Raw genomic sequence first — 12,763 nt, 5'->3', positions numbered from 1 at the left:
TGGCGAGATCACCACAATCGCCGCTTTCGGAAAATCATGGAAAGACCAGCAATGACAAGGATCAAAGCGATTACATAAATCCCTAATTTAACAAGGATGGTCAAACCAAAAAGGGCTGCTGATATGATCCCTAACACCATAGCTGCGATCCAAATGCCGCGATCACTGCCCCGTTCAAATAAATGAAGCTCATATAAACCAATGGCTGGTCCCAGAACGAACCCTGGCCAAATATAGCTCATTGAACCCCAGCCAAATAAATTGCAAAAGAAAAACATGAGGGCATATGTTGTTAAGATGCCTCCAGGGACGAGCACGCCAGCTGGTAATCTACGGTTGAAATACAAGAAGTGAAAAAGCAGTCCAGGCACGAGTAGTACAAGTGGCCAAAAAAAGGATAAAAGCAATTGAAAAAAACCTAATTTGCCTAAAAGCAATAAGACAGCCAAGCCAATAAATAAAATACCAATGGAGTAGCTATTTCTAGCGATACGAATCCCTCCTTATAATGTAAAAAGGTAAAAAAGGCGCCACTTCTACTTGTTATCTCACTCGACACCTTTCAACAATTATTTTATCTCACCTATCAGGAAAATGCTAGGTGTTTATCGCGCTCCCATTTTGCGTTCAAATCCATTTGTCGGGGTATACTAAGGCACGCACAGAGCCCTTTTGTATTTGTTCATAGGGCTTCAACTGTTCAAATGGGGAGGTATCATGGAGCAAACTCTTACTAGTAACAAACTACAACGAAAACCACTCTGGACAAAAGCGTTTCTGATCACAGCGTTAGCCAATTTACTGCTGTTTTTCAGTTTTCAAATGCTTATTCCTACGATTCCTACTCATCTCTCCCAATTAGGTGGAGACAATGTGCAGGTTGGACTTGTAATCGGGATTTTTACCATTTCCTCCCTTCTTACACGCCCCTTCGCTGGAAGAGCATTAGATCTATTAGGTAGAAAACATGTCCTTCTCGTCGGTTTAACGATTTGCGCCCTAACTATTGCCGGTTACTCGTATATCGCTGCTGTTACACTAATTCTGGCAGCACGCTTTGTTCATGGTATCGGCTGGGGGTTATCGACAACGTCCCTAGGGACTGTGATCGCCGATATTATCCCTCCAGAGCGGCGCGGTGAAGGAATGGGCTATTACGGGCTATCTAACACCTTGGCTATGGCAGTCGGCCCTCTCACGGGATTATGGGTTATGCAATCGTTAGGGTTTTCCTATGTCCTTTTATTTTCAACTATACTTGCCATATTATCTTTGTTCAGCTCACTTTTCATTACATATCCGAAGCCCCTTCCGACATCAAAATCTCGTCAACGTATTCGATTTGTGGATCGCCTATGGGAACAGACCGCGCTTCTCCCTTCTGTCCTGCTCCTATGCACAGCAATTTGTTACGGAGGGATTGTCACCTTCATTACCTTATTCGGCATAGAAGCCGGTATCGCAAATGTTGGTTTATTCTTTCTCTGCAACGCCAGTATGGTTCTTCTAGTTCGTCCAATCACTGGGGTTCTCTTTGATCGTAAAGGACCAGAGTGGGTTCTACTTCCTGGCGCGGCATTCACGATTACAGGTTTGTTGTTGCTTTCTTATGCGCATTCCAATACTAGCCTAGCTATTGCAGCCCTATGCTATGGCGTTGGGTTTGGTTCGATCCAACCTGCCCTTCAGGCATGGACGATTCAGCGTTCTCCGTCTGAGCGACGCGGCGCTGCCAATGGAACCTTCTTCTCAGCCAACGATCTTGGCATTGGGCTAGGCGCCATGGCGCTTGGAGCCTTAGCTAACTGGAGTGGCAGTTATGCCATGATGTACCGATACTCCATAGCATTAATCATCCTTTTCTTATTGATCTATGGGTGGGCATTCTGGGCTTTATCTTGGCAAAAAAAAACAGCACACTGACCTAAGGTCAGCGTGCTAAGCACTCATTCATTCCGTGTCTTGAATTGAAACAATCGTACCCCTTTGGCGATACCACCTGACGCAATTACAACAATGGTCGCCATGATAGGGATCCAAACATGCAAAAATTCATAATCATGCAGCAACCAATCAATCATCTTCTCATCTTTTACAAACATTTCCCCTGCTGTGTAACCTAATATCCCCGCTCCGATATAGACCAAGATCGGGTATTTCTGCAATAAATTCATAACGAGTGTACTACCCCAAATAATAATCGGAATACTCAGCCCTATACCTAAAATAATGACAGTATTATTACCATTTCCTTTGGCTGCAATGGCTAGTACATTGTCCAAACTCATGACGAAATCCGCGACAATAATGGTCCAAATTGCTTTACCAAGCGTTGATGCCTCTTTGACATTCGAATGCCCATCCTCATCCGTAAGAAGCTTAATCGCAATCCATAAGAGCAAGATAGAACCGCCTGCCTGGATAAACGGAATCGTAAGCAGACTTACTGCAACGAGCGTCAGTATCAAACGCAGTGCAATAGCTCCAAACGCCCCCCACCAAATCGCAAGCTTGCGCTGTTCGAGCGGGAGATTCTTGCTGGCTAAGGCAATGACAACGGCATTATCGCCACTAAGCACAATATTAATTAACATTATTTGTAGAAATAAAAAGAGCGCATCAATCATGCTTCACGTCCTCCTGTCGAACATGGAGAGCAAGTGATTGGAATAACGGAGATCACAGCTGCAGAGAAGAGTTAGAATAAGTGGGCATTAGATTCCTTTTTCAATTGTCCATGCACGATTTCAATGGTTTCTGTTTCTAAAACTGCTTTGTCTATGAGCTCATTTAGAAAATCCATGCTAGCTTCCAACTTCTCCACCAGACTTAGATTAGGATTCGTGCTTGGTGACGGTGGAAGAAATAAGGAACAGCAATCCTCATAAGGTAAAATCGAAATAGGGAAGGTTCCAATCGATTCAGCAAGGCCAATAATCTCTTGCTTGTCCATCATCATCAACGGTTGTAGAAGCGGCAGCGTAACCACACGTCCAATGGCATGGAGACTGGGCAGGGTTTGACTAGCAACTTGGCCCAAGCTCTCACCTGTAACTAGAGCTCCAAGTCCTTCTCGTTCCGCAATTCGTTCTGCAATTCGGTACATGGCCCTCCTTATAAGGGTGACCAGCAGATTATCTTGATACGCACGATGAATGGAGGTTTGAACCTCCGTGAAGGACACCATATGAAGCTTTATGGCGTCAGTGTAGCCTGCCAACTGATGCGCAAGCTCAATGACCTTATCCTTTGCGCGCTCACTAGTGTAAGGGTAACTATGGAAATGAATAGCCTCCATCGTCAATCCTTTCCGCATCGCTAACCAACCTGCAACAGGACTATCAATACCTCCGGACAGCATTAGCAGCGCTTTGCCACTTGTTCCTGACGGGAATCCCCCAGCCCCTGCAATAACTTCTACGTATAAAAGCACCTTATCCTCTCGGATTTCTACTCGCAACTCTACCTCAGGCTTTCGAACATCCACCTGTAACCCCGGAATTGCTTGAAGCACATAGCCGCCAACCAAATAATTCATTTGCTGTGAGTCATGCGGAAAAGTTTTATTGACTCTGCGCACGGTAACCTTAAAGGTCGCTGGTTGTTTAGGAAGTGATTGCATCATCCGCAGCGCCGTTTCTTGAATCGCCTGAAGTTCTAGTGGCGCATGATACGCTGGACTGAAGGATGCAAGTCCGAAAACTCGCTGTAAGGCAGCAGAAGCCTGTTCATAAGCGGCACCCCCTAGCTCCACATATACGCGTCCAAACTCAGGAATATACCTAACGTCAGGAAAAGAACTCAAAACTTTACGAATTTGAATCATGACGCTCCGTTCAAAACGGTTGCGATTTTTACCTTTAAGCATCATTTCGCCAAAACGCAGTATTAAACAATCCGGTTTCATCTTCGCTTCCCCCTTTGGATAACGGATGGGTTTCTCATGGGAGCAAGCTCCTGTACCACCTCTTGTAATGAGCGTAGAAATTGCTCGATATCTTGCATGTGATGTTCATCAGATAAGCTTACTCTTAAGCCGCTAATGGCTAACTCTCGACTGATGCCCATAGCTAACATTACCTCACTCGGTTCTGACTCTCCGGATGTGCAAGCAGATCTAGTTGAGATGTAGATCCCTTTCTGCTCTAGCGCATGCACAACAACCTCAGCCTTCATGCCTGCAAAAGCAAAGTGAATGATATGAGGCGACATCTCTTGATCCACAGTGGAACCCGTTATTTCAAGTTCTGGTATTGCTGTAATACCTGCTCGCAATTGCTCTCTAAGCTTATATTTATGGGACATTTTCGATGTTTGGTTGTCCATGCTCATTCGCAGCGCTTTCGCCATACCCACAATTAAAGGGACGTTCTCCGTACCGGAGCGAACGCCATATTCTTGTCCCCCTCCAGCCAGCAGTGGTTTGAGCTGTACGCCCGCTCTCCGATACAGAAACCCTACACCCTTTGGTCCTCGGAATTTATGCGCTGAAGCACTGCAGAGATCAATTCCCCATGCCTTTGGCTGCAAAGGCAGCTTAGCAAGGCCTTGTACTGCGTCCACATGAAACATTATTTTGGGATACCCAGCGAGGAAACGTCCTATTTCTTGAATGGGTTGAATCGTACCAACCTCGTTATTCACATACATGACACTTACAAGAATCGTATCCTCACAAATCGCGGCTTGAAGATCCTCTAGCCTTACTCTGCCTGTCTTAGAGACTGGTAAGTAGGTGACTCTAAAGCCCTCCTGCTCCAATTCGGCAAATACTTCCTTCACCGAAGCATGCTCGATTTGCGTTGTAATCAAATGTTTACCACGTTGTTGATAGTTGTAGGCTACACCTTTGATCGCTAAGTTATTACTTTCAGTCCCTCCGGACGTACAAATAATTTCATTCGACGCTACATCAATCGCGGATGCAATGACGCCCTTCGCACTCTGCAGAAGCTTTTCCGCTTCCACACCTAAACGATGGATCGAGGATGGATTCCCATAATGAGACTTCATCACTTCTGCGATGGTATCAATCACTTCTTCATAAAGCGGCGACGTTGCCGCGTAATCCAAATAAAGCATGGTCTGCAGATTCCCCTTCATACCCGTTAACTAATTGTTCTTTGCCTCTTCGGATACCTTTCACTATTAAAGCTTATAACCAGTGAGAACTCAAGTAAGTTAGCTAAAATGCGAAAAGCCGATCTCCGCATAACACATGCGAAAATCAGCCCCTTGTTACACCAATTACAGAGCAAAATTGCGACGATGATCGAGTACTTTCGAGACGTATGCTTGCGTCTCCTTCGGTAAGAACTGAATCTTACTCACCAGATCCTGATCTGTCTTGATACCTAAGCGATCGACACGACCTGGCCCCGAATTATATGCAGCAAGCGCAACGCCCTCATTGCCATTATATTTCTTAAGCAAACTGCCTAGGAATTGAGTGCCAGCTTCTACGTTCTGTTTCGGATCAAATGGGTTCGTTACCCCATAACCACTGCTCGTCCCGTCCATGAGTTGCATCAACCCTTTGGCACCAGCTGAGGAGACAGCCTGATGATTAAAAGATGATTCTTGTTGGATAACTGCCTTTACCAAGGAAGAATCTACACCGTATTTCTGACTAGCTTGCCCAATCAGTCCTTCAAACTGTGCTGCGGAAGTTACGTGAGGGATAGACTGCAAAGGTGTATATGATTTATTCAAAGCGCCTAATGCGCTTGGTAGATTACCTAACGATTGTTGAAGTACTGATGTGTCCAGAGTGTCCGTGTCAGTCCCCGTACCTACACCTTGTCCCATCAATGTATTTAATAGTTCACTAAAGTCACTCGAATCATCTGAAGTTGAAGCTGAAGCGTCATTCGAGAACAGACTTAATTTACTCAACGTCTGAAGCTGAAGCAGCTCTTTCAACACTCTAGGGTCAATACTTTGCGTATTTGTATTCGTGATGCTGTTCATCGTCCAGACCTCGCTTTTTCATGTTCAATGTACTTATTGTACACGGTTTGAGCCCTGACGACTAGCCTTTTATTCCAAAAGAAAAAGACAGTCATTAGACTGTCCCTCTTGCCTTTCAAGAAATATTCTGCTGAAGCATTTCATTGTCATTCAGTGATCTTCTCACTGTGACACGAGATATGCGCAAATGATCGGTTTCTTCCACGATAAACATAAATTCATCATTGTAGCTTACTTGTTGATTACGGCTAGGCGGAATTTCGGTTTGGGAATAAATCCAACCTCCGATTGTATCGTAGTCATCCGACTCAATCTCAAGCCCGAAGTAGTCGTTTACTTCGTCAATCAACAACAGTCCATCTATTGAGAATGTATTATCATCCTTCATTTCAATTGTTGGGCGCTCCTCGTCAAATTCATCTTGGATTTCACCAACAATCTCTTCCATAATGTCTTCTAGCGTTACTAAGCCTGAAGTACCGCCGTATTCATCAATCAGCAAAGCCATTTGGCTCTTGCGTTTCTGCATCATTTTCAACAGATCACTGATATGAATGGAATCAGGTACGGTCGTTATCGGCCGAATGATTTTCTTAATGCCCTTCAGGTTGGCATCTGGCTTCAGCAAATCCTTAATGTGAACGAAACCGATAATATTATCCTTATCTGGATCACACACAGGGTATCGCGTCCGCATTTCTTTGATGGCGATAGCTAAATTCTCTGCATAAGAAAGTCCTGCATATAAGCATTCCATTTCCGTACGAGGAATCATAATTTCTCGTGCTGTCGTCTCTGCGAATCCGAATATATTATCAACAAGCGTGAGCTCTGTGTTATCAATTAGTCCGTTTTTGTGACTTTCCTGCATCAGGACTCGAATTTCGTCCTCCGTATGTGCAGATTCATGCTCCGTTGTAGGCTCAATTCCTGCTCGGCGAAGCATCCAATTGGATATGCCATTCAGCGTCCAAATGAACGGGTACATCATTTTATAGAACAATACCATGGGTCCTGCAGAAAGCAAGGTAACTTGCTCTGCTTTACGAATCGCATACGTCTTAGGAAACTGTTCACCTAACGTAATATGAAGTGTCGTCATCAATGAAAAAGCAATAATAAAAGTAATGGTGTGAAAAACGGAGTCAGGCAATCCCAATGGGGCAAATAAGGGCTCTAGAATTTTGGCAAACGTCGGTTCACCCACGTAACCAAGTCCTAACGATGTGAGTGTGATTCCTAATTGACAAGCACCTAAGTAAGCATCTAGATTATTCATAATTCCCTGAGCAAACTTCGCATTTCGCCGGCCTTCACCGACAAGCGATTCAATCCGACTTCCACGCACTTTCACCATAGCAAATTCAGCAGCGACAAAAAAACCATTTAACAACACTAGTCCAAACATTAACAGAAAACTGATTAACGTTTCGGGCAAAGGATCTTCCAATACCTTACCTATCCCCTAACAAGTGCAAATACTGCACCCAGGAGAGTAGGTACACCTCCCTTAATTTTCGATTTTAATTTTATTAAATATCACTACTCATTATATAATAATACTGTAATCATTCAAAGGTGCGAATATGACACTTGAAGCCAAATAGTACGAGCAAATGGGCGTAAACACATTAAAATGAGCCTTTCTTGCGCTTTTACATATGAATAATGGCATTCTTAAGCCCATTTTCACCTTTTTTTCAGAAAAAAAATAAAAGCAAGCCGATTTCTCAGCTTGCTTCGAAAGCTATGAATAATAGGGAATCAATAAAAAATAGGCGGCAACGGCAATAAAACCAAGTGCAACGGACCAAGAACCCAAGCTCTTATTTCCCATTACAAAAGCAATCACACCGAGAATAATACCCGAAATCCCAAGTAATACCGGCCACACAAATAACGAGGCCAGAGCAACAAACAGCGCAACGTACCCCACTGCTTTATTGCGTGTTACAGCTTCTACAAGTTCAGCGACTTCCTCATCAGAAACTGTCGAGGCAGGTTCATAACCTCGGTTTATTCTGTTATGAGGTACAGCAATCTCCGCTGCATATTCTTCTTGGGCATGGAGTCCGCTTTCAATATGAAGCTGACTCTTCTGGAATCGCTCCTTGGTGGCATTGTCTAAAGAACTGTCCTCTTTATTCATGCTACCTCCGCGTTACACATACCTAGTGTTTAGTCGCAGGCTTAAACGTGTGGCAACACGTATTAGCCGCTTTAGTTGCAGTATCATGATGCGTAGTATCAAACGATTCCTCTGAAGCAAATTCTTCATTGTAACTGGCATTAGCGTGCTGATCAATTTCAATCATGATCGTGTCTGCATGACAGTTGTTTCCTTGTGTCCAATATTCACAATTGGCTACTGCACACTTGACTGCTGGCATCATCATCACCCCCTTAACAATTTGCCCGCCTCAGGAGTGATCTATGCTTAGCCTAGTCTGTCAGATAAGACCAAGAACATCGCATGTGACCAAAGCAATGGAAGTGCTGGCATGCCATGTTTGGCGATCCATTCCGCATAAACGGCAGGCTCGCGAAGATGTTCATCTACTTGCTCTGGTAAACGCCCCAGTTCATCAGCATGGCTTGCTATCCATGCTAAACAACGCTGGGCTTCTGCTTTATTCCCAAGCTCAAGCTGAATCCAACCATACCACGCGGTCAACAGAATCCACTCACCGCCTCCGTAGTACCTGTCTTCGATATAGCGTTGAATCCCGCCATGCTTAAGATCCGCTTCAATCGCTTGCACCGTTCGAAGCATGACGGGGTCGCCCGGCTTACATGCCCCAAATGGTAAAGCAAGCCACAATAAGCTTGCATCAACGCCATAATGAGCAGGTTGCCATACTTCATTCACGCAATGTATGGACTTCACGAAACACCCCTCATGAACAGCATGCGTATGTATAAAATGTTGGATGAGTTCAGCTCTCTCAATCAAGTCTGGACGCGCTTCCAGCTCACCTAGTGCCTTCAGTCCCCCATACAGGCAAGCTAACGTCGCTGGATGGACATAATCAGGAAATTCCTCCCAACAATCAAAATTCGGATAATGCCAGAAGGTCATGATATAGTCTACCGTCATCTCTAAGCTCTCTCTGAACTCTTCCAGAAGCGATGTATGCCCCGTTATGCGAATATGTTCGACAAGTCCCCATATCCATGCGCCGTAGCCATCCAGTTGAAAGTGTCCCCATTCAGAATGATCATCTCTACCATCCAAATGATACCTCGTGCCTAGAAACTCCGAACGGTCAATCCATTCTCGATTCTCGTGTTTTCGCAGCAGCTCCGTTACCCGCGGACGCTTATCCTTCAGAACACCATGAACCCAGCGGTAGAATTGCTCCGCACTTTTCGTTTCGCCTACGCGATCCATGGCATTGGCAATAAAAGTGCCATCACGCAACCAACTATATGAATAGGGTGGAAAAAGAGGAGAAGCCACATAGCCTCCGCTAGGATGTTGATTCAGCTTAATGATTTCCTTGCTAACGCTTACTAATCGTTCTAGCTCCATAAATGTTTCTCCCCTTTATATGAAAAGGGATGCGTTTGGTCGCATCCCTTTGTAAGTTTCTATTTGTTATTAAACTTTTTCGCCTTGCATACGCCGTTGTGTGATGTAATCTGTTTCATAGTAAGCCAGGTCTTCTCTAAGCTCTTCAAATACCTTGGACAATTCAATCGTTAAGTCACGAACTTCACGTGAAGGTTTTTTGCGGAAACGAATCGCATCTTGTCCTGTATACGCGTAGCGACCGTCCTCGGAGTAGCACTCATTCTTAGGATAGAAGAAGGTATTAACACATGTATGATATACCTCATAGAGCACTTTTTCCGAAAAATCAACATTAAACGTAGGACGTCTCAAGCTAACGCCCAATTTCTCATAAGCCACTTCACAAAAAACTAGAAGATGACGAGTGTCCTGTAAATACCCGCGGTAAAATTCGTCCATTGCCGGATCATTTTCCACATTTAACAGTGAGAGCGAATGTTGATTAAGAAACAGTTCCATTTTGGCCGTCGTTTCTTTGAGCTTAGTACGCGTGGAATCACAAACATTTTTCACATTAAAAACAGCCATGTAAGAAGACCTCCTATAATTGCGCTACTTCTATCCTACCATAAATTAAAGCGAAGTGGTATATGTAAAACACCTCTTACCATGCATAAAAGATTCCCGCTCGCCTAACCCTACTCTTAGTTGATTTGTTTTTCATTTACGAGTTGGCCTTTTTCTACAAACAAAAGGAGGGCATGATTATGTGGCGTTATCTCTCCACCATTGCGGTTGTTCTTGGATTGGGGGTTTTCCTTTATCCTGATCAGCCTCAACACCGCACCAAACCTGGACCTGAGGTCTATAGCGCGAAATATGAAACAACGTCCAAGCTTGCACTGCTAGAACAGGATGTGAAACTCACAGATGAACTATGCAGAAGTCAATGCGCGGTCGATTATACGACCATGCTGGGTCAGATCGAAAGCGGTGAGCCTGTTACCAATGTGCTGAAAAACATGCGGAATCACCATGAAAAAATGGAAGTGCTTGTCTGGTCCAAGCGCGGTCAAACTTGGGAGCAAGGCATCCAATCGGGCGAACTGCCTCCCTCTTACAAAGACCAAGCCGCAACCTATTTGAAGGAAGCTAAATCTGCTGTTGATGGAGGCAAGCACTTTCAGTCGCCTAAATTTGGAGCTGGGCATCACGTTTATTTCGTCCAAGGAACGCCTTCATCCAATGGCCAAGATTCACTAATTGGGGTTATTCATCAAGATGTGCTCGCACAAGTAACAGATCATCAAATGAAAAATTTGAGACTTGAGCCATATCCTAATGAGAATCGTTGGAAAGTAAAAGCTGTAGAGACAAATACACTTAATGAAAAGGTTGTCGATCATCCCGAAGATAATCAAGGGACTAGCCACTATCAACAAAATGAAGTGGTCGTACGCTTCAAATCGGATCCAACCGAAGCTCAGCTGAATCAAATAAAAAATGAGATCAAAGCAATCTCAGCGCAAAAGCTTGGATATACGTATGTTTTCCGGACAAATGGTATGGACGCCAAGTCATTGATTGCTTATTTCGGCAAATGGAATGTCGTTTATGTTGAACCGCATTTTCTCTATATGACCAATGATTACTATGATGATCATGATCGGGCGGATTCAAACCCAGCCGATACTGATTCTGACACTAATCAAACGCCAGTCTCATCGAATTTCATGCCAAATGACAATTTATATCAAAAGTATCAATGGAACCTACCACTGATTGAAACAATACAAGGCTGGCAATTGAACCGCGGCGCAAATGATGTAATAGTAGCCGTTGTGGATACTGGCGTTGATATGAAGCATCCTGATCTGCAAGGGCAATTACTTCCAGGATACAATGTCATTAGTGGGAATGATAATCCTCAGGATGATGTTGGACATGGCACACATGTCACAGGCGTCATATCAGCCTTGGTTAACAATAATCTAGGCGTTGCAGGTATGACATGGTTTAACAAAGTATTACCTGTCAAAGTACTTGATCAGACAGGTGCAGGCAGCACGTACTCGGTAGCTCAAGGTATTATCTGGGCGACGGACCACGGTGCCAAGGTCATGAACCTCAGTCTTGGCAATTACGCAGATTCAGGCTTTCTCCATGATGCTATTCAGTACGCGTACGATAAGGACGTTGCACTTATTGCGGCAAGCGGGAATGATAATACCGAGCAACCTGGATATCCAGCCGCTTACCCTGAGGTATTTGCTGTAGCTGCCAGCGACTCGCAGAATGAGAAAGCCCCCTTCTCGAATTACGGCGACTATATCGATGTAACTGCGCCAGGTGTTACAATTGCCAGCACGTATCCCAACAACCAATATGCCGCATTGTCTGGCACCTCCATGGCTAGTCCGCATGTGACAGCACTTGCCGCGTTAATTAGATCAGCCAATCCCAATTTGAAAAATACCGACGTTTATGAAATTATGAGGCAGTCTGCTCAGGATCTTGGCGATAAAGGTCATGACAAATACTTTGGTTATGGTTTAATTGATGTTGTCAGAGCGATTGAAATGGCGAAGCAAGATACAGCGCCGATGTCTTACTGGCCGCAGGATTTAGCACGTCAATTGCATTTGGTTCCGAAGAAGTACGCGGGTAGTTTAGGCCTTGAGAAGTAATTAAAGTAGCGAATCTTAGACAAAAACCTTCAATCCCGTTACCGTTTAGGTGGGATTGAAGGTTTTATTGATTTTAAGTTGTATTTGAAATTTTAGGTGAAAATGAAAACCCGCAAGGCCGAAGCCTCACGGGTAACCGACTGTTTGGAAAGTTTGCCGTAAGCCGGGTTCTGTACTTCCAGTGGTCATAACGGGCGTCTGCTCCCCTGCCACTATTGAAGCGACAATCATCTATCTAGGCTGTGCATTGCTACACAGCTCAAGCGACCAACCCGAACGCGTCTCAGGCTAAGACTGCTGCCTCGAAAGCAGCTTGCGTTCCACTAGGTCTTGCTCCAAGTGGGGTTTACCAGGATCTATGTCACCATAGAACCTCGTGGTCTCTTACACCACGGTTCCACCCTTGCCTGTGCTATATTTCAAGCCATCGGCGGTCCATTTCTGTGGCCCTATCCTTCAACTCGCGTTGACTGGACGTTATCCAGCACCCTGCCTTATGGAGCCCGGACTTTCCTCTCGCTATGGCTTACCCATAGCCAGCGATTGTCTGTCAAACTTTCCATTGCATAGGCTAGTATACTAGGAATGCCTT

12 protein-coding genes and 1 other RNA gene are annotated in these 12,763 nt (G+C 44.6%); 2 read left to right on the top strand and 11 right to left on the bottom strand.

All coding sequences use genetic code 11. The features are described 5' to 3' along the window. Positions 1 to 8 precede the first annotated feature (8 nt). A complete protein-coding gene (locus AC58QG_RS23995) occupies positions 9 to 371 on the bottom strand; it encodes a hypothetical protein (RefSeq protein WP_497364628.1) in 363 nt (120 codons plus the stop codon). A 346-nt stretch (positions 372 to 717) separates the two neighbouring features. Between AC58QG_RS23995 and AC58QG_RS23990 the strand changes: the two genes are divergently transcribed. Continuing rightward, the gene (locus tag AC58QG_RS23990; RefSeq protein ID WP_497364627.1) at positions 718 to 1,923 is read left to right on the top strand and encodes an MFS transporter; all 1,206 of its coding nucleotides are present in this window, start codon (positions 718 to 720) and stop codon (positions 1,921 to 1,923) included. A 23-nt stretch (positions 1,924 to 1,946) separates the two neighbouring features. On the opposite strand, the gene AC58QG_RS23985 is transcribed toward AC58QG_RS23990, so the two are convergent. The 9 genes from AC58QG_RS23985 to AC58QG_RS23945 all read right to left on the bottom strand — a co-directional run bounded on the left by AC58QG_RS23985 (position 1,947) and on the right by AC58QG_RS23945 (position 10,072). Further along, positions 1,947 to 2,627, bottom strand: a complete 681-nt coding sequence (locus tag AC58QG_RS23985; RefSeq protein WP_497364626.1) for a TerC family protein — start codon at positions 2,625 to 2,627, stop codon at positions 1,947 to 1,949. Between the two features lie 71 nt (positions 2,628 to 2,698). Next, the gene (thiI, locus tag AC58QG_RS23980) at positions 2,699 to 3,907 is read right to left on the bottom strand and encodes a tRNA uracil 4-sulfurtransferase ThiI (RefSeq protein ID WP_497364625.1); all 1,209 of its coding nucleotides are present in this window, start codon (positions 3,905 to 3,907) and stop codon (positions 2,699 to 2,701) included. Then, the gene (locus AC58QG_RS23975; protein ID WP_497364624.1) at positions 3,904 to 5,082 is read right to left on the bottom strand and encodes a cysteine desulfurase family protein; all 1,179 of its coding nucleotides are present in this window, start codon (positions 5,080 to 5,082) and stop codon (positions 3,904 to 3,906) included. Before AC58QG_RS23975 ends, thiI begins: the two co-directional genes overlap by 4 nt. Positions 5,083 to 5,247: 165 nt before the next feature. Then, positions 5,248 to 5,970, bottom strand: a complete 723-nt coding sequence (locus AC58QG_RS23970) for a lytic transglycosylase domain-containing protein (protein ID WP_497364623.1) — start codon at positions 5,968 to 5,970, stop codon at positions 5,248 to 5,250. 115 nt (positions 5,971 to 6,085) lie between these two features. Next, complete coding sequence (locus tag AC58QG_RS23965) at positions 6,086 to 7,378, bottom strand: hemolysin family protein (protein ID WP_497364622.1); 1,293 nt, start codon at positions 7,376 to 7,378, stop codon at positions 6,086 to 6,088. Between the two features lie 339 nt (positions 7,379 to 7,717). Then, the gene (locus tag AC58QG_RS23960) at positions 7,718 to 8,119 is read right to left on the bottom strand and encodes a hypothetical protein (protein ID WP_497364621.1); all 402 of its coding nucleotides are present in this window, start codon (positions 8,117 to 8,119) and stop codon (positions 7,718 to 7,720) included. 22 nt (positions 8,120 to 8,141) lie between these two features. After that, complete coding sequence (locus tag AC58QG_RS23955; RefSeq protein WP_436235866.1) at positions 8,142 to 8,360, bottom strand: DUF1540 domain-containing protein; 219 nt, start codon at positions 8,358 to 8,360, stop codon at positions 8,142 to 8,144. A gap of 47 nt (positions 8,361 to 8,407) precedes the next feature. Further along, positions 8,408 to 9,502: a glycoside hydrolase family 15 protein gene (locus AC58QG_RS23950; RefSeq protein WP_497364620.1), complete on the bottom strand. Its 1,095-nt coding sequence runs from the start codon at positions 9,500 to 9,502 to the stop codon at positions 8,408 to 8,410. Positions 9,503 to 9,571: 69 nt separating this feature from the next. Then, positions 9,572 to 10,072: a YpuI family protein gene (locus AC58QG_RS23945; protein WP_028558040.1), complete on the bottom strand. Its 501-nt coding sequence runs from the start codon at positions 10,070 to 10,072 to the stop codon at positions 9,572 to 9,574. A gap of 179 nt (positions 10,073 to 10,251) precedes the next feature. On the opposite strand from AC58QG_RS23945, the gene AC58QG_RS23940 reads away from it, so the two are divergent. Further along, positions 10,252 to 12,171, top strand: a complete 1,920-nt coding sequence (locus AC58QG_RS23940; protein ID WP_497364619.1) for a S8 family peptidase — start codon at positions 10,252 to 10,254, stop codon at positions 12,169 to 12,171. A 144-nt stretch (positions 12,172 to 12,315) separates the two neighbouring features. On the opposite strand, the gene rnpB is transcribed toward AC58QG_RS23940, so the two are convergent. Continuing rightward, positions 12,316 to 12,730: RNase P RNA component class A (gene rnpB, locus AC58QG_RS23935), an RNA gene on the bottom strand. Positions 12,731 to 12,763 lie beyond the last annotated feature (33 nt).

Source organism: Paenibacillus sp. J22P169, from assembly GCF_059691995.1.
This window is presented reverse-complemented; position numbering and strand designations above follow the sequence as displayed.

Bases quoted from the DNA above. Each gene is read 5' to 3' on its own strand.
- AC58QG_RS23960 (WP_497364621.1), bottom strand. From the start codon at position 8,119: ATGAATAAAGAGGACAGTTCTTTAGACAATGCCACCAAGGAGCGATTC.
- thiI (WP_497364625.1), bottom strand. From the start codon at position 3,907: ATGAAACCGGATTGTTTAATACTGCGTTTTGGCGAAATGATGCTTAAA.
- AC58QG_RS23940 (WP_497364619.1), top strand. From the start codon at position 10,252: ATGTGGCGTTATCTCTCCACCATTGCGGTTGTTCTTGGATTGGGGGTT.
- AC58QG_RS23945 (WP_028558040.1), bottom strand. From the start codon at position 10,072: ATGGCTGTTTTTAATGTGAAAAATGTTTGTGATTCCACGCGTACTAAG.
- AC58QG_RS23985 (WP_497364626.1), bottom strand. From the start codon at position 2,627: ATGATTGATGCGCTCTTTTTATTTCTACAAATAATGTTAATTAATATT.
- AC58QG_RS23965 (WP_497364622.1), bottom strand. From the start codon at position 7,378: ATGTTTGGACTAGTGTTGTTAAATGGTTTTTTTGTCGCTGCTGAATTT.
- AC58QG_RS23955 (WP_436235866.1), bottom strand. From the start codon at position 8,360: ATGCCAGCAGTCAAGTGTGCAGTAGCCAATTGTGAATATTGGACACAA.
- AC58QG_RS23990 (WP_497364627.1), top strand. From the start codon at position 718: ATGGAGCAAACTCTTACTAGTAACAAACTACAACGAAAACCACTCTGG.
- AC58QG_RS23950 (WP_497364620.1), bottom strand. From the start codon at position 9,502: ATGGAGCTAGAACGATTAGTAAGCGTTAGCAAGGAAATCATTAAGCTG.
- AC58QG_RS23975 (WP_497364624.1), bottom strand. From the start codon at position 5,082: ATGCTTTATTTGGATTACGCGGCAACGTCGCCGCTTTATGAAGAAGTG.
- AC58QG_RS23970 (WP_497364623.1), bottom strand. From the start codon at position 5,970: ATGAACAGCATCACGAATACAAATACGCAAAGTATTGACCCTAGAGTG.